General features: G+C 64.3%; 20 protein-coding genes. 9 read left to right on the top strand and 11 right to left on the bottom strand.

The annotated features are described in order from the left end of the window. Positions 1–19: 19 nt before the first annotated feature. Together mtrB and mtrA are read right to left on the bottom strand one after the other, a co-directional pair. Positions 20–1,903: an MtrAB system histidine kinase MtrB gene (gene mtrB, locus AB4074_RS00510; protein WP_441411838.1), complete on the bottom strand. Its 1,884-nt coding sequence runs from the start codon at positions 1,901–1,903 to the stop codon at positions 20–22. Positions 1,904–2,006: 103 nt separating this feature from the next. Continuing rightward, positions 2,007–2,681, bottom strand: coding sequence for an MtrAB system response regulator MtrA (mtrA, locus tag AB4074_RS00505; protein ID WP_236811907.1), 675 nt, complete (start codon positions 2,679–2,681; stop codon positions 2,007–2,009). Between the two features lie 176 nt (positions 2,682–2,857). Between mtrA and AB4074_RS00500 the strand changes: the two genes are divergently transcribed. Genes AB4074_RS00500 through AB4074_RS00475 form a run of 6 tightly spaced genes read left to right on the top strand, consistent with a single transcriptional unit; the run spans position 2,858 to position 9,193 of the window. Further along, positions 2,858–4,171: a hypothetical protein gene (locus tag AB4074_RS00500; RefSeq protein ID WP_441411651.1), complete on the top strand. Its 1,314-nt coding sequence runs from the start codon at positions 2,858–2,860 to the stop codon at positions 4,169–4,171. Next, positions 4,168–4,854, top strand: a complete 687-nt coding sequence (locus tag AB4074_RS00495; RefSeq protein ID WP_441411650.1) for a DUF4129 domain-containing protein — start codon at positions 4,168–4,170, stop codon at positions 4,852–4,854. Before AB4074_RS00500 ends, AB4074_RS00495 begins: the two co-directional genes overlap by 4 nt. After that, positions 4,851–6,020, top strand: coding sequence for a DUF4350 domain-containing protein (locus AB4074_RS00490; RefSeq protein WP_441411649.1), 1,170 nt, complete (start codon positions 4,851–4,853; stop codon positions 6,018–6,020). The genes AB4074_RS00495 and AB4074_RS00490 overlap by 4 nt, the downstream gene beginning before the upstream one ends. After that, the gene (locus AB4074_RS00485) at positions 6,017–7,060 is read left to right on the top strand and encodes an AAA family ATPase (RefSeq protein ID WP_441411648.1); all 1,044 of its coding nucleotides are present in this window, start codon (positions 6,017–6,019) and stop codon (positions 7,058–7,060) included. The genes AB4074_RS00490 and AB4074_RS00485 overlap by 4 nt, the downstream gene beginning before the upstream one ends. A gap of 55 nt (positions 7,061–7,115) precedes the next feature. Next, positions 7,116–8,408, top strand: a complete 1,293-nt coding sequence (locus AB4074_RS00480) for a DUF58 domain-containing protein (protein ID WP_441411647.1) — start codon at positions 7,116–7,118, stop codon at positions 8,406–8,408. 50 nt (positions 8,409–8,458) lie between these two features. Then, positions 8,459–9,193 (top strand): DUF4166 domain-containing protein, encoded by a 735-nt coding sequence (locus AB4074_RS00475; protein WP_441411646.1) that lies wholly within the window; start codon positions 8,459–8,461, stop codon positions 9,191–9,193. Between the two features lie 15 nt (positions 9,194–9,208). Here the strand turns inward: AB4074_RS00475 and AB4074_RS00470 are convergent, their stop codons facing one another. Both AB4074_RS00470 and AB4074_RS00465 read right to left on the bottom strand, forming a co-directional pair. After that, a complete protein-coding gene (locus AB4074_RS00470; RefSeq protein ID WP_441411645.1) occupies positions 9,209–10,246 on the bottom strand; it encodes a hypothetical protein in 1,038 nt (345 codons plus the stop codon). 4 nt (positions 10,247–10,250) lie between these two features. After that, on the bottom strand, positions 10,251–10,637 hold the full coding sequence (locus tag AB4074_RS00465; RefSeq protein WP_059387536.1) for a chorismate mutase: 387 nt from the start codon (positions 10,635–10,637) through the stop codon (positions 10,251–10,253). Between the two features lie 78 nt (positions 10,638–10,715). Here AB4074_RS00465 and AB4074_RS00460 point away from each other — a divergent pair, with 78 nt between their 5' ends. After that, positions 10,716–11,375: an NADPH-dependent F420 reductase gene (locus AB4074_RS00460; protein ID WP_441411644.1), complete on the top strand. Its 660-nt coding sequence runs from the start codon at positions 10,716–10,718 to the stop codon at positions 11,373–11,375. A gap of 81 nt (positions 11,376–11,456) precedes the next feature. Here the strand turns inward: AB4074_RS00460 and AB4074_RS00455 are convergent, their stop codons facing one another. The 5 genes from AB4074_RS00455 to mnmA all read right to left on the bottom strand — a co-directional run bounded on the left by AB4074_RS00455 (position 11,457) and on the right by mnmA (position 18,432). Next, a complete protein-coding gene (locus AB4074_RS00455; protein ID WP_441411643.1) occupies positions 11,457–13,166 on the bottom strand; it encodes an ABC transporter ATP-binding protein in 1,710 nt (569 codons plus the stop codon). Continuing rightward, a complete protein-coding gene (locus tag AB4074_RS00450) occupies positions 13,163–14,212 on the bottom strand; it encodes an ABC transporter permease (RefSeq protein WP_441411642.1) in 1,050 nt (349 codons plus the stop codon). Before AB4074_RS00450 ends, AB4074_RS00455 begins: the two co-directional genes overlap by 4 nt. Position 14,213: 1 nt before the next feature. Continuing rightward, positions 14,214–15,302: an ABC transporter permease gene (locus AB4074_RS00445; protein WP_441411641.1), complete on the bottom strand. Its 1,089-nt coding sequence runs from the start codon at positions 15,300–15,302 to the stop codon at positions 14,214–14,216. A gap of 113 nt (positions 15,303–15,415) precedes the next feature. Then, positions 15,416–17,044: an ABC transporter substrate-binding protein gene (locus AB4074_RS00440; RefSeq protein ID WP_441411640.1), complete on the bottom strand. Its 1,629-nt coding sequence runs from the start codon at positions 17,042–17,044 to the stop codon at positions 15,416–15,418. A gap of 266 nt (positions 17,045–17,310) precedes the next feature. Continuing rightward, positions 17,311–18,432, bottom strand: coding sequence for a tRNA 2-thiouridine(34) synthase MnmA (mnmA, locus tag AB4074_RS00435; RefSeq protein ID WP_441411837.1), 1,122 nt, complete (start codon positions 18,430–18,432; stop codon positions 17,311–17,313). A gap of 237 nt (positions 18,433–18,669) precedes the next feature. Here mnmA and AB4074_RS00430 point away from each other — a divergent pair, with 237 nt between their 5' ends. Further along, positions 18,670–19,908, top strand: a complete 1,239-nt coding sequence (locus AB4074_RS00430; protein WP_441411639.1) for an NAD(P)/FAD-dependent oxidoreductase — start codon at positions 18,670–18,672, stop codon at positions 19,906–19,908. On the opposite strand, the gene AB4074_RS00425 is transcribed toward AB4074_RS00430, so the two are convergent. Together AB4074_RS00425 and AB4074_RS00420 are read right to left on the bottom strand one after the other, a co-directional pair. Continuing rightward, a complete protein-coding gene (locus tag AB4074_RS00425; protein ID WP_441411638.1) occupies positions 19,905–21,155 on the bottom strand; it encodes a cysteine desulfurase family protein in 1,251 nt (416 codons plus the stop codon). The genes AB4074_RS00430 and AB4074_RS00425 overlap by 4 nt on opposite strands. A gap of 67 nt (positions 21,156–21,222) precedes the next feature. Further along, on the bottom strand, positions 21,223–21,888 hold the full coding sequence (locus AB4074_RS00420; protein WP_441411637.1) for a helix-turn-helix transcriptional regulator: 666 nt from the start codon (positions 21,886–21,888) through the stop codon (positions 21,223–21,225). A gap of 90 nt (positions 21,889–21,978) precedes the next feature. Here AB4074_RS00420 and AB4074_RS00415 point away from each other — a divergent pair, with 90 nt between their 5' ends. Continuing rightward, entirely contained in the window at positions 21,979–22,398 is a 420-nt protein-coding gene (locus AB4074_RS00415; RefSeq protein WP_441411636.1) for a hypothetical protein, read from the top strand. Positions 22,399–22,406: the final 8 nt, after the last annotated feature.

Genomic DNA, 22,406 nt, shown 5'->3' with positions numbered 1-22,406 from the left:
AGGAAAGAGCGTCGGGAACTCAAGGTGCCGTCCCCCCTTGGGTTTTGTCGGCGTCGTCGTTTCCGGCCGGAGGCAATAGAGGAGGCAGCACGGGAGGCAGTGCAGGCGGGTGTGCCGGAGGCAGTGCCGGAGCGCCTTCAGGCCTCGGGTCCTCGGCGGAATCGCGCTCGAGTTGCGGCTCGCCCGCATCCAAAACGAGCATCTGGCGCTCAGGAGTTGCGCCCGGTAGATGGATGTCTGCGGGTTCAAGCTGCAAAGGCGACTTCACGATGGTGCCCCCCTTCTTGAGAGGCAGCGTCAGCCGGAAGTTGGAACCGGATCCCTTGCGCCCCCAAGCCTGCAACCAACCGTTGTGGAGCTTGGTGTCCTCCGCGGCGATGGAAAGTCCCAGTCCGCTGCCGCCCGTGGTCCGCGCACGCGCGGGATCGGCGCGCCAGAAACGATCAAAGACCCGCGCGGTTTCTGCCGCGGTCATCCCTATGCCGAAGTCACGCACAGAGATGGCGACTGCCTCCTGGTTGGCAGCAACGGAAACGTGGACAGGTTTCCCCTCGCCGTGTTCGACGGCGTTGAGCAGCAGGTTCCGCAGGATGCGGTCGATCCTGCGGGCGTCCATTTCCACGATGATGCGCTTGTGGCGTGACGCAAGGCGCACTTCGGAGCCATACTCGGCTGCAACGGGCGAGGCGCCGTCGATGACATGCGAAACCACCTGGAAGATGTCCGTCGGTTCGGAGTCCAACACCGCGGCCCCGGCGTCGAAGCGCGAAATCTCCAGCAGGTCCGAAAGCAACGACTGGAAACGTTCCACCTGGTTGTAAAGCAGTTCGGCGGAACGCTTGTTGATGGGGTCGAAGTCATCGCGGGCATCGAACAACACCTCGGCTGCCATCCGAACGGTCGTGAGCGGTGTCCGCAGTTCATGGGACACATCGGAGACGAACCGCTGCTGCATCTGGGACAACGTGGCGAGCTGGGTAATCTGTTCCTGCAGGCTCGCGGCCATGTGGTTGAAGGAGGCGCCCAGCCTGGCCACCTCGTCTTCGCCCTTGACCACCATCCGCTCCTGCAACTGGCCTGCGGCCAGCTTTTCGGAGACGACGGCGGCGTGGCTCACCGGACTCACGACGTTCCTGGTCACATACCATGCGATACCGCCGATCATCAGGATGAGAGCGGCACCGCCCGCCCACAGCACGTTCTGGATTTCGTCCAGGGTTTGTTGGGCGGTATCCAGGTCATAGAGGAGATAGAGCTCGTAGACCGTGCCGTTGAACGTGACCTTGTTTCCGACGGCGATGCCGGGGTGGTCCTGGTTGCCGACGGGGAACTCAGTGGAAGCCCAGTACTGGTCCTTGCCGGATTCCTGCACCGACTTGCGGAGTGCCGGAGGAATGACGCGGACCGTCAACTGATCCGAGGCCCGCGATTCCACCCAGCGGTTGCGCGGCTTGGTTTGTTCGGGCATCGCTTCGAAGACGTATCGCCGCTGGATGACCGAGCCGTTGCCCTCCACCGCTTTGAGCGTGTCGTAGACGAGGGTGATGACGCTTGACTGGTCGTTGGCCTGTGAACCGTCGAAGGTGTCCTGGACTTGCTTGACGTAGTAGCGGCTCTCGGATTCGGCTTGCTTCAAACGCTCCTGGAACAGGTTGTTCGCTATTTGGTTCGAGAGGTACGCGCCGACCACCGCAAATGACACCATCGACAGCACAATCGTCACCGCGACTGTCCTGAATTCGAGCGAGCGGCGCCAACGGCGCAGCAGTGCGCGCCACAAGTACCGGATTCCCGGCCGGATGTGGCGAAGTCCGGTCACCACAAGGCGGGAGACACGCAGTGCCAGGATCAGGGCGCGGCGCGTCCAGATGCGCGCGCGCTCCAAGATCCACGGGAGGTTCAGTGCCCGGGCGTCCGTGTGTTCCGGGACAGGATGTCCTGAAACGGGATGTTTGACCTTGGCCGCCGGGGCCTCTTGGTCAGTGCCGGGCTCGCCGGTGGAAGACTCAGGCGCCTGCTTTATATCCGACACCACGAACCGTCAATACAACTTCGGGAGCTTCCGGGTCACGCTCGATCTTGGACCGCAGGCGCTGGACATGGACATTGACCAGCCGGGTGTCGGCAGCGTGGCGGTAGCCCCATACCTGCTCAAGGAGCAGTTCGCGGGTGAAGACCTGCCAGGGCTTTCGCGCCAGCGCGACCAAGAGATCGAATTCCAGGGGCGTCAATGAAATCCGCTCTCCGCCACGGGTCACCAAGTGGCCCGCCACGTCGATGGTGACGTCGGCGATCCGCAGGGTCTCGGGCGCCTTCTGGTCTCCCGGGCGCAGCCGGGCGCGGACCCGCGCAACGAGCTCGGCCGGCTTGAAAGGCTTGGGCACGTAGTCGTCAGCACCGGATTCAAGGCCGCGTACGACGTCGGAGGTATCGGATTTGGCGGTGAGCATGACGATGGGGACGTCCGACTCCCCGCGGATCTGGCGGCACACTTCGATGCCGTCCGATCCGGGCAGCATCACGTCAAGCAGTACCAGATCTGGCTTTGAGGACCGGAAGACCTCCAGCGCTTGCCCGCCGTCCGCGCAAAAAACCGGGTCGAAGCCGTCGTTCCGCAGCACGATGCCGATCATTTCGGCCAGCGCTTCGTCGTCGTCTACTACCAGGATGCGTGCCTTCATAGTTATATATTCCCTTATCCCCAAGCCTTTGTCCCGTTGAGCCCAATCACGGCATGGCGCGCTGCAGCCGGCAAGCAAATGGGCTATGAGGCACGACGGCGGAACTATAGGCTGGTGCGAACGGCCCCTTTTGGGGTCCGTGCATTGCCGCGGACGTATCTTTTGGGGAGGAAAACGTGTCACAACCCGATCCGGGTTACCGGCCTGAACAAGGACCGCGGCCACCATGGGGCGCCCAGCCACAATGGGGCGCACCGCAACCCGGCGCCCAGCCACAATGGGGCAGCCAGCCACAATGGGGCGCACCGCAACCCGGCGCCCAGCCACAATGGGGCAGCCAGCCGCAATGGGGCGCGCCACAGTATCCGGGGCAATCGTGGGGCGCGCCGGTCGATCCGCGCTGGCAGGCAGGCGGTCCGCCGCCCTATGGCCAGCCCCGCTATGTGGCTCCCCCGAAGCCCGGAATCGTGCCCCTCCGGCCGCTCTTCTTCGGGGAAATCATGGACGGCGCGTTCCAGACCATCCGCCGGAACGCCAAGACCATGTTCGGCTCCGCCCTTATCGTCCAGGCCATCACAAGCGCACTGAGCGAGGTGGCCGCTCTGGGCATGGTCGCGAACCTTCCTACCGGAGGAAGGTTCGCGAATCAAGCCGAGGCGACGCGGTATCTCGGCCCGGTGTTTGGCGCCTTTGCCGAGATAATGGGAATTTCGTTGCTCGCCCTGGCACTCGCGGCCATCCTGCAGGGAGTCATGGCCATTCCCGTCGCCAGGTCCGCGTTGAACCGGCCCACCGGGTTCAAGCAGATGTGGTCCCTGGCCCGCTCGCGTCTCTGGCCCCTTGTAGGCTTTGCCTTCCTCTTCCTTGCCGGATCAGTGCTGTTCATACTGGTCGTGTTCTTGCTGGCGGCCCTCATCTTGACCGGGTTGGGACCGGCCGGGTTGCTTTTGCTTTTCCCGTTGGGACTCGGCGCCTTCGTCGTATATGCCTGGATCTACACGAAGCTGTTGGTGGCCCCGGCCGCCATCACCGTAGAAGAACTCGGCGTCTTTGCCGGTATTCGGCGCTCGTGGACCCTGACGCGCCGGAATTGGTGGCGGATCTTCGGAATCACACTGCTGGTGTCCGTCATGGTGACTATCATCGGACAGGTCATCCAGATTCCCCTGGGCCTGGCTTCCGGTGGAATAAACTCCGTGTTCGCACCCCATGCCGGGGCCTCGCAAGTGACGACGACGGCGATTGTCCTGGCGGTGGTCTCGCTGGTCGTAGGGGTTCTCGTCAGCTCAGTGGGCTTCGCCTTCCAAACCTCCGTAGCATCCCTGATCTACATGGACCTGCGGATGCGACATGACGGACTTGACGTGGAGCTCCTTCGGCTTCTGGAGACCGGAGAAGATCCCGGCGGCGTTCCCGGCCGGCGCAGGGCACAACAAACCGGTGCGCAACCATGGCCGCCGAACACCGCTCAGGGTTCCCCCAAAGGATGACCCCGGTCTCCGCGTCCCTCGCTCTTCTCCTCCCCGCCTCCGGGCCTCCCGTCGATCCCGATCGCGGGGAGGCCCAACGGTGGGCGGTCGAGGAACTGTCCAAACCGCAATACGCATCGGCCAAACCCAGTTGGATCAGTGAGATGTGGAATCAGTTCATCGACTGGCTCCGCTCCTTGAACGGCGATTCCATCGGCGGGGCAAATATCGGCGTGCCTCTGATCGGCGCCCTGGCCGTGGTCCTCATTGTGGTTGTCGTGATAGTTGTCAGGCCGAGGCTCAACGCGCGGAAGAAGATGTCGGCGAAGATCTTCGACGGCGAGCCGACAGTTGATGCCGACACCTTCCGCGGCCGGGCATCTGCCGCGGCAAGCAAAGGGGACTGGCAAACGGCCGTCGTCGAACAGTTCCGCGCTGTGGTTCGCTCAGCGGAGGACCGTGCAGTCCTTGATATCCAGGCTGGCCGGACGGCGGACGAGGCGGCTGCTCAATTGGGGCGCGCGTTCGGGGCAGCCAGTACACGGTTAGAGGAAGCGGCCAGGATTTTCGACGGCGTGAAATACGGGAAGGCCACCGCCACCGCTTCCGACCATGCTGCCGTGCTCGCATTGGACAACGGACTATTGGCCATGAGACCTGATTTCGCCGGGCAGTCAGCCAGCGGTTTGGCGGTGCCGCGGTGACTGCTGACACTCAAACACTTCGGTGGTCCGCGCAGTTGCGGAGCTGGTCGCGCCGCCAGATGGCCTGGATCATCATCGGGGCCATCGTGGCGGTACTGGTCGCTGTCACCGTGGTCCAGTCCCCCACGAACACGGACACGGCACCCCTCTCTGCCCGCAACGCCGCTCCGGATGGCGCCATGGCCGTAGCCGAAATCCTCCGGCGGCACGGAGTCACCGTCACGGAATCCGATTCGTTCGCAACGACAACCTCGCTGCTGGCCGGGAAACCACGCGCCACCGTCTTGTTGTATGACCGCAATGGCTATCTCGATTCCGCCCAGTTGCACAGCCTGCTGCAATCGGCCACCCGCGTGGTGGTCGTCGCTCCCGGCTTCCGAACCCTGACCGGGCTGGGCCGCGGGATCCATAACGCTGGAGTGGTTCCCAACGGGACGTCGACGTTGGAAGCGGGCTGCGGGCAAGCGGATTCCCTGGTTGCGGGGCGTGTGTCCGGCAAGGGCGCATTCCTTTACACGGGAGCCGAGGTGACCTGCTACCGGCCTGGCAGCAACGACGGCGGTATGTACGCTGCCAGTGCGGACGGTCGGCTGGTGGTTCTCGGCAGCACAGCCCTTCTCAGCAACGATCTCCTGCAGGTGGAGGGCAACGCCGCATTGGCCCTCCGGACCCTCGGGCCAACATCGGATCTTGTCTGGTATCTCCCGGGCCTCGGTGACGTACCGAATGATGGCACACCGCCAACCCTGGATGAATTGGCGCCACCGTGGGTTGGTTTTCTGGGATTGTGGTTGGCGGTGGTCGCATTGCTCGCTGTGCTGTGGCGGGGCAGGCGGCTTGGGCCGCTCGTGTTCGAGCCACTGCCAGTAGTGGTCAAGGCGGTAGAGACCGCCGAAGGCCGCGCCCGTCTCTACCAGGATTCCCGCGCTGTCGGCCAGGCGGCCGACAATCTCCGGGCCGGCACTTTGACCAGGCTTGCCAAGCATTTCCGGCTCGGCCCCGAGGCCGGCGCAGATGCCGTCCTCGATGCCGTGTCCCGAAAAATCAACCGGCCGGCACATGAACTCCGGACGCTGCTGCTGGACCACCGGCCACGCACCGAACCAGAACTTGTCCAATGGGCACAAAGCATCGAAAAACTCGAGCAGGAGGCAATAGCCCCATGAGCAATCAAGCAGACAGCTACACCGACGGCAGCTATGGCTACTCGGGGGGCCCGGCGTCGCAGGGGCAGCCAGCCCAGGCAGCTACGCGGTCCGACCCTGCCCGCAAAGCTTTGTTGGACGTCCGTCACGAAGTGGGCAAGGCCGTCGTCGGGCAGGATGCAACGGTGACCGGCATGCTCATCGCGCTGCTCTGTGGGGGCCACGTACTGCTTGAGGGTGTTCCGGGCGTCGCCAAAACCCTGCTGGTACGGGCCTTGTCCACTGCGTTGAGCCTGGATACGAAGCGCGTCCAGTTCACTCCGGACCTCATGCCGGGTGACGTCACCGGCTCCCTGGTCTACGACTCGCACACCTCGGAATTCACCTTCCGCGAAGGACCGGTATTCACCAACATCATGCTGGCGGACGAGATCAACCGAACGCCGCCCAAGACCCAGGCGTCGTTGCTGGAAGCCATGGAGGAGCGCCAGGTATCGGTGGACGGAGTCTCCCGGCCCTTGCCGTCGCCGTTCATTGTTGCCGCCACGCAGAACCCTGTCGAGTATGAGGGCACCTATCCCCTGCCCGAGGCGCAGCTGGACCGCTTCCTGCTCAAGCTCTCCATGCCGCTGCCCGGACGTGCCGAAGAGATCGAAGTGGTCCGCAGGCATTCGGAAGGTTTTGATCCGCGGAATTTGCTGGCTGCGGGAGTCCGGCCAGTAGCGGGCGTCGCCGAACTCCAGAATGCCCGTGATGCGGTGGCCGAAGTGACAGTGGCCCCCGAGATCCTCGGCTACATTGTGGATGTCGTGCGAGCGACGCGGGCGGCGCCGTCGTTCCAACTGGGAGTCTCCCCGCGTGGCGCCACGGCGCTGCTCAACACCTCGCGTGCCTGGGCATGGTTGTCCGGACGCAACTTCGTCACCCCCGACGACGTCAAAGCACTCTCCCTGCCGTGTTTGAGGCACCGTGTGGGTCTTCGACCCGAAGCCCAAATGGACGGCGTGAACGTCGATGATGTCCTTGGCAGCATTCTGGCCTCTGTTCCCGTGCCGCGCTGATTGGCCTCGCCTCATGACTTTCCACCTCTGGACCCTCTACTTCGGGCGGCACTGAATGGCTATCACGGGCCGCTTTGTGCTGTTGGTTTTCGCCGCATTGGCCCCGTTGCTGCTGTTTCCCGCCTGGGGTACGGTCGTCCTCACCTCCGCGGTGCTGCTGGCCTTGGTGTTGTGCGACCTCCTGCTGGCCGCGTCGCCAGCCAAGATCGCCCCGCAGCGGAAGGATCCCGGGAATGTCACCCTGCACGCGGAAACGGAATCCCTTCTGACGCTGGAAAACGGCAACCGGCGGACCTTCCGCGGACTGGTGCGTGACGCCTGGCAACCCTCCGCAGGGACCGTCGCCCCCGTCCAACGCATCGAGATCCCGGCCGGTGAGCGGCGGCGGATGTCAGTGCAGCTGAGGCCCACTCGGCGCGGCGACCTGACGGCACCGCACGTCACGCTGCGGTCCTTCGGCCCGCTTGGCCTGGCCGCCAGGCAACGCACCGTGGCCCTCCCCGGCCGTCTTCGCGTCCTGCCGCCGTTCCATTCCAAGCGGCATTTGCCGTCCAAGCTGCGGAAACTGCGGGAGCTGGACGGCAAAGCGGCCGTGCAGATCCGCGGGGCCGGCACGGAATTCGATTCCCTCCGCGACTACGTGCGGGGCGACGACGTGCGCTCCATCGACTGGCGGGCAACCGCCCGGCGCACCGCCGTCGTCGTCCGGACCTGGCGACCCGAACGGGACCGCCGCGTCGTCATCATGCTCGACACATCGCGCACGGCAGCAGCCCGAATCGACGACGAGCCCCGCCTGGACACCGGGATGGAAGCGGCTCTCCTGCTGGCCGTGCTGGCGGAGCGAGGCGGAGACCGTGTGGACTTCTTCGCCTTCGACAGGCGCGTCCGCGGGCGCGTCGATTCAGCGGCCAAAGGCAATGTCCTCGGCTCGTTGGTCCAGGCCATGGCTCCGCTTGAGGCGGAACTGATCGAGATGGACTGGGCGCAGGTCCCGGCGCAAATACGGGCCATTTCCGCGCACCGTTCCCTCGTGGTCCTGTTGACCTCGCTCGACAGCGGCGCCCCCGAGGAAGGGCTCATTCCCTTGGTGGCGCAACTGGTGCGGCAGCACGTCGTGCTGCTTGGATCGGTCCGGGACCCCTTGCTGGGCCGAATGAAGCAAGAACGCACGACGGCGAGCCAGGTCTTCCGTGCCTCGGCCGCCGAACGTGCCCTGCTGGACCGTGAGGCCGTCAGCGCCCAATTGCGCCAGCTTGGCGCGGAGGTAGTCGACGCAGAGCCGTTGGAACTGCCGCCGCTCCTGGCGGATGCGTACATTCGGCTGAAGGCTGCGGGCCGCTTGTAGCCTGGCCAGCCGAGTCCAGATATCAACAACCCCGGATCCGAGGAAAGCACATGAGCACACCCATTTACCAGTTGGCGCTGGGCAGCAAGTTCCGGCAGTTGCAGCCCGAACTTCAGGACTATTTCTCCCTCGCCCCGGGTTCCGGATCCTACGGAATCGGCGAGGGCGTCTTCGACGTGGTCGGTTGCCGGCAGAAATGGCTCCGCCCGCTCCTTGCCACGGTTGCAGGGGAAGAGGCCTTCTTCCCCGAGTACGGCGAGCGCATCCCGTTCCGCATCGAAAACCATGCGCACCTTGATCCGTTCGGACGGTCCAGCCTCACGGCCCGGCGTGAAATTTTCTTTCCCGGGCACACCCGGCTGTTCCATGACACCACTGTTGCGGAGACCGCCAACGACGGCGGTACCCGTCTGGTCGACTATGTGGGCCGGTACCGCAGGCTGGCCACGGCATTGGATTTGGATGTCACAGCGGAAGGGCGTCTTCGCGGCGTCTCGGGAGCCTCGCGTTTGTTCCTGGGTCCGCTGAGGCTCAGCTTGCCGGCTTCCCTTGATGCGAAGGCCTACGCGGAGCAGTGGTGGGATCCGGCAGAAGGCAAGCATCGGATCCAGGTGAAGGTGCTTCAGCCAGACGTCGGCTTGGTCCTGGTCTACGCCGGTTCCTTCGACTATCGTTTGGCACCTTCACTGCCCGCGACGGATGGTGCCGCGCCCGCGCGGACCGCCACTGCCGCCGTCGGGCTCCCCCGCTATGCCGAGCCGGACCGTTGGGAACCGCGCGTCTAGAAGGCCCGAAGCAGGCTAGCCGAGCCCGAGCTGGTTCAGCCCGTCCGCAATCTGGGTCAAGCGGTTCAGAACCTCTTTGGCTCCCGACGGCGAGAATCCGGCCAGCCCGTCCGAGGGCGTGACACGCACGGCCCCCAGGCTCGACGCCGGTAGGCCGAGTTGGCGCCAAGGCCGCCAGACGGTGTCCACAAGCTCAGCGGTACGTGGCAGGGTTGCCCGCGGAATGTCTACCGGCAAAGCGCCGGCCCACAGGCGTTTGCCGGCTTCCACAGCGGTGGCAATCTGTTCCCATTGGCGCGTGGTGAGCGCTTTGAGCGGCAGGGCGACGCCGTCGGCTCCGGCGGAGAGGATCTGCTGGATCGGGGCTTCGATTTCCGGAACGGAAACCACGGTCTCCGCCACTCCTGCGGCCCGCAGCGCGTCGATCACCAACCGCCAGGCTCCCGTGACTTCCTCGCCCGGGATGGAGCGCAGGGTGCGGTAGCCGCTCGCCGTGGGAATTGTGCCGGCCAACACGGAGGAGATGTCCGGTTCGTCAAGCTGGACCACTATCCCGGCGCCCGGAACCGCAGCACGGACGCGGGATATATGCTCAGCGACGCCGGCGGCCAAGGACTCCGCAATGTCCCTCCGGGCACCATAGTCAAGAAGAGCACGTTCCCCGTTGTGCAAGTAGAGGCCCGCCGCAAGGCTCAGCGGTCCGCGCAACTGGATCTTCAGTTCCTCAGCGGAGGATTCTTCCGAGCCGGCAACGTCAGCCAGGACGTTGATGTCCGTAGCAAGGGCGGACTTCGCACGCCGGAGGTCTTTACCCGGCCGGTCTACCAGGCGCCAGCCGTGCGGCTGCACATCGATGGCCAACTCAACCAGAAGGGATGCCGTCCGGCCGAGGGCGTCCGAGCCGACCCCACGGTCCGGAAGCTCGGCCAGGAACGGCAGGTGCGGGCTGCCCAGCTCGCCGCGGATGATCCGGGCGGCCTCAGCAGGATCCGTTCCGGGCCAAGGACCCAATGCCGTGGCGATGACCTGGTTCTGCGCGGTTTCGGCGGCCACGTGTTCAGGCCTGCGCGATGGAAGCCTGGTGGCCTTCGGCGATTGCCTCGTGGTGCCGGATGACCTCACTGATGATGAAATTCAGGAACTTCTCGGCGAAGGCAGGATCGAGGTGCGCCTCTTCGGCGAGCCGGCGGAGCCGCGCAATCTGGGCGGACTCGCGTCCGGGGTCCCCGGCTGGAAGCTTGTGCGTCGCCTTGAGGACGCCCACTTTCTGGGTGGCCTTGAACCGTTCCGCGAGGAGGAAGACGAGGGTGGCGTCGATGTTGTCGATGCTGGAGCGGATGGAGAGCAACTCGTCCATGACGGCCTGGTCCACGCGGCCGGCGAGGGAGCTGGCGGAAGGATCGAAGGAGTCGGCGTCGGGGAGGGCGTGGTTCTGCTCGGTCATTCCTCCAGTCTAGGGTGTGCCGGCCGGGCCTAGAGGGGCAGAATGGGCATGTCCGCGCCGATGATAAGGAGAGCACGCATGAAAATCGCAGTTCTTGGCACCGGAATGGTGGGGCACACTCTGGCCGGAAAATTGGTGGCAATAGGCCACGAGGTCATGATGGGTTCGCGGGAGGCCGGCAATCCCAAGGGGATGGAGTGGGCGGCGCAGGCAGGTCCGGGAGCAAGCTCCGGTTCCTTCGCGGAGGCCGCAGCCATGGCCGAGATCGTGGTCAACGCAACCCCCGGGATGGTGTCCCTCGCCGCGTTGAGTGAAGCCGGGGCGGCGAACCTGGCGGGCAAGGTCCTGGTGGATGTGTCCAACCCGCTGGACTTTTCCGCCGGCTTCCCGCCGTCGCTCTCCGTCTGCAATACCGACAGCATTGCCGAAACCATCCAGCGTGCCTTCCCCAAGGCCCGCGTGGTCAAGGCCCTCAACACGTTGGAGGCTCCGCTGATGGTTGACCCGCTCAAGCTCGCCGATGGCGCCCACGACGTCTTCGTGGCCGGTAACGACGACGACGCGAAAGCCACCGTCGTCGCGCTCCTGCAGGAGTTCGGCTGGCTCCCGGAACACATCCACGACCTGGGCGGGCTCGACGTCGCCCGCGGCCTCGAAATGTGGATGCCGCTGTGGCTCCGGATCTTCATGCGCCAGCCGAAGGACAAGCTCTTCAACATCAGCATCGTGTCGGAATAGCCGCAGCCAACGGGACATGCCCGCCCTTCGCGGAGAAGGGCGGGCATGTCCGTTGTTGCGGATCGTTGCTTGGATGGCGGGCTAGATGCCCAGCAGCGCGCGGTTCTCCTCCCGGCGTCGGGCCTGTTCGTCAGGATCCGGCACCGGCAGCGAGGCGATGAGCTTGCGGGTGTAGTCGTGCTGGGGATTGCCCATGATCTGGCTGCCGATCCCCTGCTCTACGAGCTCGCCCTTGTACAACACGCCCACCCAGTGGGAGAGAATGTCCACGACGGCGAGGTCGTGGCTGATGAACAGCGCGGCGAAACCGAACTCTTCCTGGATGTCCTTGAACAGTTCCAGGACCTTTGCCTGCACGGATACGTCGAGGGCCGAGGTCGGCTCGTCGGCGATCAGGAGGCGCGGGTTGAGCGCGAGCGAACGCGCCAGCGAAGCGCGCTGGCGCTGCCCGCCGGAGAGCTCATGCGGGAAGCGTTCAGCGTACGACGCCGGCAGCTGCACCGATTCGAGCAACTGCGCCACACGCAGGCGTGCTTGAGCCGGGCTCGGGTGGGTATGGATGAGCAGCGGTTCCGCCACGCACTCACCGATGGTCAGGTGAGGGTTGAACGAAGCGGCCGGGTCCTGGAAGACGAAGCCGATATCCTTGCGCAGCGGCTTGAACGTGTGTTCCTTGAAGCCCAGCATTTCGTAGCCAAGGACCTTGAGGCTGCCGCCGGTTGCCCTGTTGAGGCCTGCGATGGCGCGACCGATGGTGGACTTGCCCGAACCGGACTCGCCAACCAGGCCAAAGACCTCGTTCTCGGAAACCGTGAAGCTGACGTTGTCCACGGCTTTGAACCCTGGCTTGCCGAGGCGGCCCGGATACTCGATGGTGAGGTTCTTTGCCTCAACCAGGATCTTTCCGGTTTGGTGCAACCGTTCGGTGGCCCCTTCGGACGCTGAGTTGCGGCCGAGGTGCGGCACGGCGGCCAGCAGCTTCTTGGTGTAGTCCTGCTTGGGCTCGGCGAAGAGAACCCTGGCAGTGGCCTCTTCGACGACGTCGCCTTGGTACATGACCACGACGCGGTCGGCCAGGTCGGCCACGACACCCATATTGTGCGTGATGAGCACAATCGAGGTGCCGTACTTGTCCCGCAAGTCCCGGAGCAACTGAAGGATCTCGGCCTGGACAGTGACGTCCAGGGCCGTCGTCGGTTCGTCCGCCACGATCAACCCGGGGTTCAAGGCGAGCGCAGCCGCGATGACGACGCGTTGCTTCTGGCCACCGGAAAGCTGGTGGGGATAGTAGTTGACGCGGGTTTCGGGATCAGGGATTCCCACCTTCCGCAGGGCTTCGGTGGCCCGTTTCTTGGCCTCCTTGGCCGAGATGCGGTGTCCGTCCGAGGCGTGTGCCCGGATGCCTTCGGCGATCTGCCAGCCCACCGTGAACACCGGGTTCAGTGCCGTTGACGGTTCCTGGAAGACCATGGCCACGTCGCGGCCGCGGATCTTGCGCAGTTTGGACGCACTGACGCTGATGACGTTGTTGCCGTTGATCAGCACGGCTCCCGAGCTGATGGCCGTTTCAGGGAGCAGGCCGAGGATGGTCTTGGCCGTGACAGTCTTGCCGGAGCCCGACTCCCCCACGATCGCCAGCACTTCGCCGGCTTTGACCTCGAGGCTGACGTCCTTGACCGCGTAAACGTCGCCGCTGTCGGTGGCAAAGGTGACTTTGAGCCGTTCGATGTCCAGGACGGGCTGCCCGGATGTCAGCGGCTGGTCCGAAATGTTGCCGATGTTGGTGGTCATGCCTTACCTGCTTCTGGGCTGCCTGTTTCCGGTTTGGGAGCGGTAGGGGCCCCTGTGTTCGTGCCGTCGGTTCCTGCCGCGGCCTTGGAGCGGGAGGCCTTGCCTCCAGCACGCTTTCGGCCACGGAGACGGGGATCGTTGAGATCGTTGATGCTTTCGCCGACCAAGGTCAGCCCCAGCACTGTGAGGACGATCGCGATACCGGGGAAGACGCCGGTCCACCAAATGCCGGAGGAAGCGTCCGCCATGGCCTTGTTGAGGTCGAAGCCCCACTCTGCGGCCGAGGACGGTTCAATGCCGAAGCCCAGGAAACCAAGGCCGGCAAGGGTCAGGATCGCTTCGGAGGCGTTCAGGGTGAACATCAGCGGAAGCGTCCTGGTGGCGTTCTTGAAGATGTGCCGGGTGATGATCCGAAGGCTGGACGCGCCCAGGACCATGGCCGATTCCACGAACGGCTCGGCCTTGAGCCTGATGGTTTCGGCCCGGATCACGCGGAAATACTGCGGAACGAACACCACGGTGATCGAGAAGGAGCAGGCGAGGATGCCGCCCCAGAAGCTCGATTGGCCACGGCTGATGACGATCGACATGACAATCGCCAGGAGCAGGGAAGGAAAGGCATAAATGGCATCGGCGATGACTACCAGCACCCGGTCCAGCCAGCCACCGAAGTAGCCGCTGAGCAGGCCCAGCGCCACGCCGAGGAAGATGGACATCACCACGGCGACGACGATCACGGTCACGGCGGTCTGTGAACCCCACAGGACGCGGGAGAGAACGTCATAGCCGCCGACTGTGGTGCCGAGCAGGTGCTTGCTGCCGGGGGCTTCCTGGGTCGGGAACGATCCGGAAGCGTCACTCAGTTGGGAATAGCCGTACGGTGCGATGAACGGCGCGAGCACGGTCGAGAGAAGGAAGATCCCGGTCAGCACAAGCCCGGTGATGAGCATGCCCCGCTGGAGGCCAACGCTCTTCTTGACGTGGGAAATGACAGGAAGTCCGGACAGGAAGGACTTCTTCCGTCCTGAAATTGTTGCAGTGCTCATGTCAGTACCTCACTCGCGGGTCGATCAGCGCGGCGACGACGTCCACGACGAAGTTGGTAAATGCGACGATGACGGCCAGCAGCACCACGATGCCCTGGACCGCCACGAAGTCCCTGGCGTTCAGGTACTGGACCAGCTGATAGCCAAGTCCCTTCCATTCGAAGGTGGTCTCGGTGAGCACGGCTCCGCCGAGCATCAGGGCGATCTGCAAGCCCATGACGGTGATGATGGGGATGAGCGCCGGCTTGTAGGCGTGCTTCGTCACGAGCCGGAACTCGCTGACGCCGCGGGAACGGCCGGCCTCGACGTAATCCTTGCCCAGCGTTCCGATGACGTTGGTCCGGACGAGGCGCAGGAAGACACCGGCGGTCAGGAGACCCAGGGCAATAGCGGGAAGCACCGCGTGCGACACGACGTCGCCGAGAGCGGTGAGATTGCCGCTGCGCAGCGCGTCGAGCCAATAAATGCCGGTGGGAGCGGCCAGTTGGCCCATGGTCAGCTCAGTGCGGGTGGACACTCGCCCGGCCACTGGGAGCCATCCGAGCCAAACCGAGAACGTCAGCTTGAGCAGGAGTCCGGAGAAGAAGACCGGAGTGGCGTAGCAGAGGATGGCAAAGCAGCGCAGGAAGGCGTCAGTCGCCTTGTCGCGCCGTTGCGCGGCGATCATGCCCAGCGGGATGCCGACCGCGAGCGCCACGATCAGAGCGTTGATCGAAAGCTCAAGGGTGGCTGCACCGAAGGTCGACAGCATTTCGACGACGGGGCGCCGGTCCGTGATGGTGGTGCCGAAGTTGCCGGTGACCAACTGGCCCAGGTATTCGAAGTACTGGAGGATGATCGGCCGGTCGTAACCGGCGTCGTGGATTCGCTGCGCCAGGACATCCGGGGGAAGCCGGCCGCCCTGTGCTGCGGTGATGGGGTCTCCGATGACCCGCATGAGGAAGAAAACCAGAGTCACGAGGATGAAGATCGTCGGGATGATCAGGAAAAACCTGACCACGATGTACCTGCCGAGACCCCCGCCCGCCGATTTGCTCTTGGGAGTGACCGCGTCCGGTTCGACGTCGGGCACCTCTATAAGTGTTGTCATTGCTACCTAAGTTCATTGCCCGCGGATCGCGCGGGGTTTTGCTCATATGTGAGGCAATCAGCAGTAAGGGGAGGCAAAGCGCCTGTTGGCACCCGCCTCCCCCGACCGGCTGCTTACTTTGAAACGGTTCCCAATCGGAACTTGAAGGATGCGTCAAGCGTCTTGTCGACGCCGTTCACGCCCTTCGCCGAGATGGCAACTTGTGCACCCTGGAGCAGCGGCAAAGTGGAAATGTCCTTTGCCAATGCGTTCTGGGCGTTCTTGATGGCCGACTCGCGGGCCGTCTTGTCCGTAGTGGTCAGTTGCTTGTTGATCAGATCCGTCACGGCGGGGTTGTTGTAGTGGTTCTTCAGGAAGCCACCGTTCGGGAAGAAGGGACTCAGGTAGTTGTCGGGGTCGCTGAAGTCAGGGAACCAACCGAACTGGAACAGCGGGTACTCGTCCGCACGGCTGGCCTTGCTGTAGGTCACCCATTCGGTGGACTGCAGGTTCACCTTGAAGAGGCCCGACTTCTCGAGCTGGTCCTTGATCATGGCGTACTCGTCGCCCGAGGACTTGCCGTAGTGGTCCGGGTTGTACTGGAGGTTCAACGTCACGACGTCCTTGACACCGGCATCGGAAAGAACCTTCTTGGCTTTGTCCAAGCTCGGCTTTCCGTTGTCGCCATAGGCATCCTTGAACGACTCGTTGGCGCCCAGGAAGCCGCTGGGGACGTTGGAGTACAGCGGCAGGTAGGTGCCCTTGTAGACCTGGTCCGCGATTGCCTGGCGGTCAACGAGGTTGGCGATCGCCTGGCGCACGGCAAGTGCCTTGGCCGGGTCGGCGCCGGCTGCCTTGGCGCCGAACGGCATCGTGTCGAAGTTGAACGTGATGTAGCGGATCTCGCCGCCGGGACCAACGTTGACCTTGACCTTCGAGTCCTTCTTGAGGTCGTCGACGTCGGTGGCGCTAAGGCTTCGGTTCGCCACGTCGATGTTGCCCTGCTGGATGTCCAGCTTCATGTTGGTCGGCTCGGCGTAGTACTTGATCGTGGCGGCGTCGTTGGCCGGCTTGCCCAGGACACCCTGGTAGTCAGGGTAGGCCTTGAGGCTGATGAGCTCGTTCTTCTTGTAGCTGTCGATCGTGTACTGGCCGTAGAACGCCTTGGCCTTGATGATGTCGTCATCGGAAAGCAGTTTGTCGGCCGGGAAGACCTGGTGGTCCACAATCGGCGCGGCCGGGCTGCTGAGGATCTGCGGGAACGTCTGGTCGTTGGCGAGCTTCAGCTTGAAAACGGCCGTGTCGGCGTCAGGGGTGGTGACGCTGTCCAGGTTGGCGAGCAGGCTTGCAGGACCGGCGGGGTCGTTGATCTTGAGCTGCCGGTCGAACGAAAACTTGACGTCGGTGGAGTCCAGCGTGTGGCCATTGGCCCACTTGAGTCCGGGCTTCAGCTTGACGGTGTACTCGGTGGGCGACGTGAACGACGCCGACGCTGCCAGGTCCGGAACGGGGTCGGCACTTCCTGGCTTCGAGTTGAGGAGGAAGGAATAGACCTGGTTCATCACCATGAAGGAACCGTTGTCGTACGAACCCGCGGGATCGAGGGCGGTCACCTTATCGGTGGTGCCATAAGCGATCGGACCGCTGGCAGCTGAGGAAGCTGAACCGCCGCCGCCTGCCGGGCCCGTGCAGGCCGTCAAAGCGAATACGGAGATGCCCGCGAACGCGATAGCGCTTCGCAAGGCTTTTTTGTTCAATGCCATCAGTGAACTTTCTGTTCGATGGATACGGCGAACCGCCGTCGGTAATTTCCTAGGAGCACACACTCCCAACTCCACGATTCAATCAGAAGCTTTTCTGGTGAAACGTTTGATTTTGTGAGTTGAGACACAAAATTTACTTTTGACTGTCCGTTCGGTCGGCTAGGACGACCACCGCGCGCCGGTCCGAACGTGGCGAAAGGACTTAGTTAGCGCTCACAATTTCGTGCTCGGCTTCCCGGAGAACAAATCACCGGAAATTCGCGGGCCTAGAGCTCCGCGCGCTGAAGGGACCGAGCGGCGTCGATGGTTGCCTGGCCCAGGACACGGGTGCCTTGGTACAGCACGATCGTCTGCCCGGGGGCCACGCCGCGGAGGGGATCGACAAGGGTCACCACGAGGCCTTCGCGCTCAATGCCGGCGTCGTCGACGTGCCGCTCGACAAATGCCTTGGCAGGAACGGGGTCGCCATGGGCGCGTACCTGGGCATAGCAGTCGAATTCGGCGCCGGTAGCCACCTCGGCGATAGGCAGGCCAGCCCAGGAGACCTTGATTCCGCGGATCTCGTCGATGGCCAGCAGGGCTTCGGGCCCGACGACCACCTTGTTTTCCTTGGGCCGGATTTCCAGCACGAAGCGCGGCTTGCCGTCAGCGGCAGGGGTGCCCAGCTTGAGGCCGCGGCGCTGGCCTACGGTAAAGGCGTTGGCCCCCGGGTGCTCCCCAACCTTGGTTCCGGCCTCGTCCACGATGTCGCCCGTGGTCATGTCGATCTTCTCGGCGAGCCAGCCGGCGGTATCACCGTCCGGGATGAAGCAGATGTCGTGGCTGTCCGGCTTGTTTGCCACGGACAGACCGCGGCGCTCCGCCTCTGCACGGACCTCGGCCTTGGAGGGAGTCTCTGCCAGCGGGAACATGGAGTGCTTGAGCTGTTCGTGGGTCAGGACGCCGAGTACGTAGCTTTGGTCCTTGGCCCAATCGGCGGCACGGTGGAGTTCGGGATTGCCGTCGGCGTCTTGGATGACCTTGGCGTAGTGTCCAGTGCAGACCGCGTCGAAGCCCAGGGCGATGGCCTTCTCCAGCAAGGCGGCGAACTTGATCCGCTCGTTGCAGCGCATGCAGGGATTAGGAGTTCGGCCCGCGGCGTATTCATCGATGAAGTCCTGGACAACGTCTTCCTTGAAGCGTTCCGAGAAATCCCAAACATAATAGGGAATCCCCAGTACGTCGCAGGCGCGCCAGGCGTCGCGGGAGTCTTCAATGGTGCAGCAGCCGCGGCTGCCCGTGCGCAGTGTTCCGGGCATGCGGGACAGCGCCAAGTGGACGCCGACGACGTCGTGCCCCGCCTCGACGGCGCGGGCGGCGGCAACGGCGGAGTCGACTCCGCCGCTCATGGCTGCAAGAACTCGCATGCTGGCTTTCTGTTGATGTGTGGGGAGAAGAATTGCGCTCAAGAGAGGAAGCGCGCCCAACTATTCTAGCGCCCGCGGGAATCCGCCCCAAAAATGCCTTGACCACCGTCGCGGACGATTCTAAAGTCAAAACTAGCAGTTTTAGATGAGGCTGTTCGCGCGTTCACGCGCACCCGGACTGCCCGCGCTAACCGCCCACGCCCCGCGAATCGAGTCACCATGGACACTGAACACATCGTTATTGCAGGCGGCGGGCTGGCCGGCGCCACGGCGGCCAAGACCCTCCGGTCCGAAGGCTTCGAGGGCCACATCACCGTGGCCTGCGCCGAGAATGAACAGCCCTACTTGCGGCCTCCCCTCTCCAAGGAGTTCCTCCTGGGCAAAGCCGGCGAGGATGCCGTCCCGGTGCTCGCAGCCGGCTGGTACGGGGAGAACGACGTCGAACTCCTCCTTGGCGACCCTGTTGCGGCTGTCGATCCTGCTGCCCACACGGTACAACTGGAATCAGGAACCGAGCTTCGGTTCAGCAAGCTCCTGATCGCCACAGGGGCACAGCCGCGTCGGATTCCGCTCCCCGGTTCCGATCTTGCCGGTGTCATGACGTTCCGGACGTTCAATGATTCGCGCCGACTCAAGGAAGAGCTGGCCGGAGGAGGCCGGAATGTGGTGATGATCGGCTCCGGTTGGATCGGCATGGAGCTTGCCGCCGCGGCGAGCAGCTACGGGAACACAGTGACCCTGCTGGGACTGGAGGACGTGCCGCTCAGCATGGCCATCGGCCCGGAACTGGGCGGCTTCTTCCGCAGCGTGCACGAAAAGCACGGCGTGCAGTTCCGGCTCCCCGCGAGCGCGGCGGAAATCACGGGCACCGGGGGCAAGGCGAGCGCCGTTGTCACCAACTCCGCCGAAGTCCTTCCCGCTGACCTCGTGGTGGTGGCCGTCGGCGTCGTTCCGGACACGGGCCTGGCCGAAGCCGCAGGGCTGGATATCCGCAACGGGATCTTGGTGGATTCTTCGCTCCGGAGCAGCAGTCCGGACGTGTTCGCAGCCGGAGACGTAGCCAACGCCCTCCACCCCTTCACCGGTGATCACCACCGCAGCGAACACTGGTCCAACGCCCTCAACGGCGGCAAGGTCGTGGCCAAAGCGATGCTGGGACAGGACGCGATGCTGGACGGGGTCCCGTATTTCTATACAGACCAGTTCGACGTCTCGATGGAGTACTGGGGATATCCCACGCTCGCGGCAGGTTCCGTGCCCGTCATCCGCGGCATGTTGGAGGACAACAGCTTCCTCGCCTTCTGGCTACGGGACGGCGCCGTCGTGGCGGGCATGAGCGTCAACCAGCAACGGGTCCAGAAGCCGGTCAAGGCACTCATTTCGGGGCGCTTTCCGGTGGACGTGGACCGCCTGACCGATCCTGCCGTTCCGCTGGATCAGTTGTTGCCCGGTACCTAATCGCTCGCCGAGTTGCCTGCAGAACCGCTACCGTGGCCCCGGGCCACGGTGCCCGCGGTCTGGATGCTGGACTCGTGACCGGCCATTCCGGCAAGCTTCGCCCGGGCATACGCATCGGGCAGGGCCTTGAGCAGGGCGTCGACGTCGGCGTCGTTCGAGGAGTGCCCCAGGCTGAATCGCTGTGCACCCCGAGCGGTGTCCTCATCAAGCCCCATGGCGAGCAAGACGTGAGAGGGTCTGGGGACCCCTGCGGTACAGGCGGATCCCGTCGAGGACTCAATACCTGCGAGGTCCAGCAGGAACAGCAAGGAATCGCCTTCACAGCCAGGGAAGGTGAAGTGCGCGTTGCCCGGAAGCCGGGCGTCTCCAGGCGCTCCGCGCAGCACAGCCTCGGGAACGGCCGCGTGGACCCCCTCAATGATCCTTTCCCGCAAGGCACTGATTCGCTCGCGCTCCGCGGGCAGGTTCCGGGCAACAGACTCTGCTGCGGCGGCGAAAGCCGCGATCGACGCCGTATCCAGGGTTCCCGAGCGGACGTCGCGCTCTTGCCCTCCCCCGTGCTGGACAGGAGTGACCTTGGTGGACCGCCCCAGGAACAGGGCGCCCACACCCACGGGTCCGCCGATTTTGTGGCTCGAGACCGACATCGCAGCGAGCCCGGATTCGCGGAAGCTGAGGGGAATCGAGCCGAACGCCTGGACAGCGTCCGAGTGCACGGGAATGCCGTGGGCGGCGGCAATTTCCACTATTTCCTTGATGGGCTGGATGCTGCCCACCTCGTTGTTTGCCCACATGACGGTGACGAGGGCCACCGATCCCGGATCACGCTCGATTTCCGCCCGCACAGCGTCCAGCCGCACGACGCCCTGGGAATCGACGGCGAGCCACACCGCTTCGGCCCCTTCGTGCCGTTCTAGCCATTCAACCGTGTCCTGCACGGCGTGGTGCTCGACGGCGGAGCAAAGGATCCGCTTGCGGCGGCCGTCGTCGTCGTGGCGGGCCCAGTACATCCCCTTGACGGCGAGGTTGTCTGCTTCGGTGCCTCCCGACGTGAAGATGAGCTCGGAGGGATGCGCCCCGGCCGCTGCCGCAATCGCTTCCCGCGCCTCTTCCACGGATCGCCGGGCACGCCGTCCGGAAGCGTGCAACGATGACGGATTGCCGGTCCGTACCAGCTCGCGGGTCATGGCGGTGAGGGCGACGGCGGCAAGGGGCGTGGTGGCGGCATGGTCCAGGTAAACAGGCACCACCCAAGTCTATCGAGGCAGGCGGATCCAAGCTTCGGCGACGGAGGGTGCCTCCAGTGCCGCTTCCCTAATCCGCGGGAAGGATCCTTGCGCAGCAATGGCCTTCGCGGTTGTCGTCAGCGATCCGGGCCTCGGCAATTCCGCAGGCGGCCGCCGCTCCGCTCAGGAAGGCGCCGTTCATGGCGCAGACGACGCTCGTGTGGCTTTCGGCCAGCCGGTGGAACGGGCAATTGACCAGCGAGTACCCGCCGCCGTCGTCAACTTCCGGCCTGTAACCGTAGTTCGCCAAGACATCCTCGAAACGGGGCTCCGCGCTGCCGGCCTCGCGGCCCCGGGCGTACGCGGTTTCGAGGAGAGCTTCGCGGGGGGAACCACCCTTCGCCATCAGGTCCTGGATGGCAGAGGCCATCACTTCCCCGGCGAGGTCATAGTGGCGCTCCGGAACCGAGACGCCGATCTCTTCAATGACGGGCGTGTACAGCTTCGCAGGCCGTCCGGAACCCGGGCCGACCTTGCCGCCGAGCTTGCGGAACTCAACATTCAGGAGCCCGTCACGGACCAGCCGGTCGAGGTGGAAGGAGGCCGTGCTGCGGGGAAGCCCCAGGGCCATCGCGGCGTCGTCGCGACTGACTGCATCGCTTGCGCTGCAGACGTGCTCGTACAAGCGACGACGGTTGCCGTCGTCGAGGGATGCCAAAGCGGAGAGCCGACGCAGCCACGGAAGTCCGGTCATGGATCCAGCTTAACTCTAAAATCAACACTCATTGCTTAATCCTTCGGAATTTTCTAAAATCAGATTATCCATTTTTAGAAAGAAGGCATTATGAACACCGCATCATCCCCGGCCCAGGCGAAAACCGGATCGCTGATGTCCATGGATCCGCAACGGCAGGCTTTCCTGCTCCTTCGGACCGTGTTCACCGTGGTGCCGATCCTTTTCGGCCTGGACAAGTTCACCAACCTGCTCACCCACTGGACTATGTATCTGGCGCCCGTGGCCACCTCGGTGATTCCGATCCCGGCCCAGACCTTCATGTACATCGTGGGCGTTGTGGAGATCGTGGCCGGCATCGCGGTGGCGGTCCGTCCGCGCTTTGGCTCGCTCCTGGTGGCCGCGTGGCTCCTGGGCATCATCGTGAACCTGCTGGTGCTCGGCAACTTCTTCGACGTCGCCCTCCGCGACTTCGGACTGCTCGTGGGCGCACTCGCGCTCAACCGCCTGGCCGTCGCCTCGCGTCGCTGAGCGGCCAG

The sequence above is a fragment of the Arthrobacter sp. 2MCAF14 genome (genome assembly GCF_052115645.1).
GTDB lineage: Bacteria > Actinomycetota > Actinomycetes > Actinomycetales > Micrococcaceae > Arthrobacter.
Note: the sequence above shows the minus strand (reverse complement) of the source record. Positions and strands in the feature narration are given on the sequence as shown.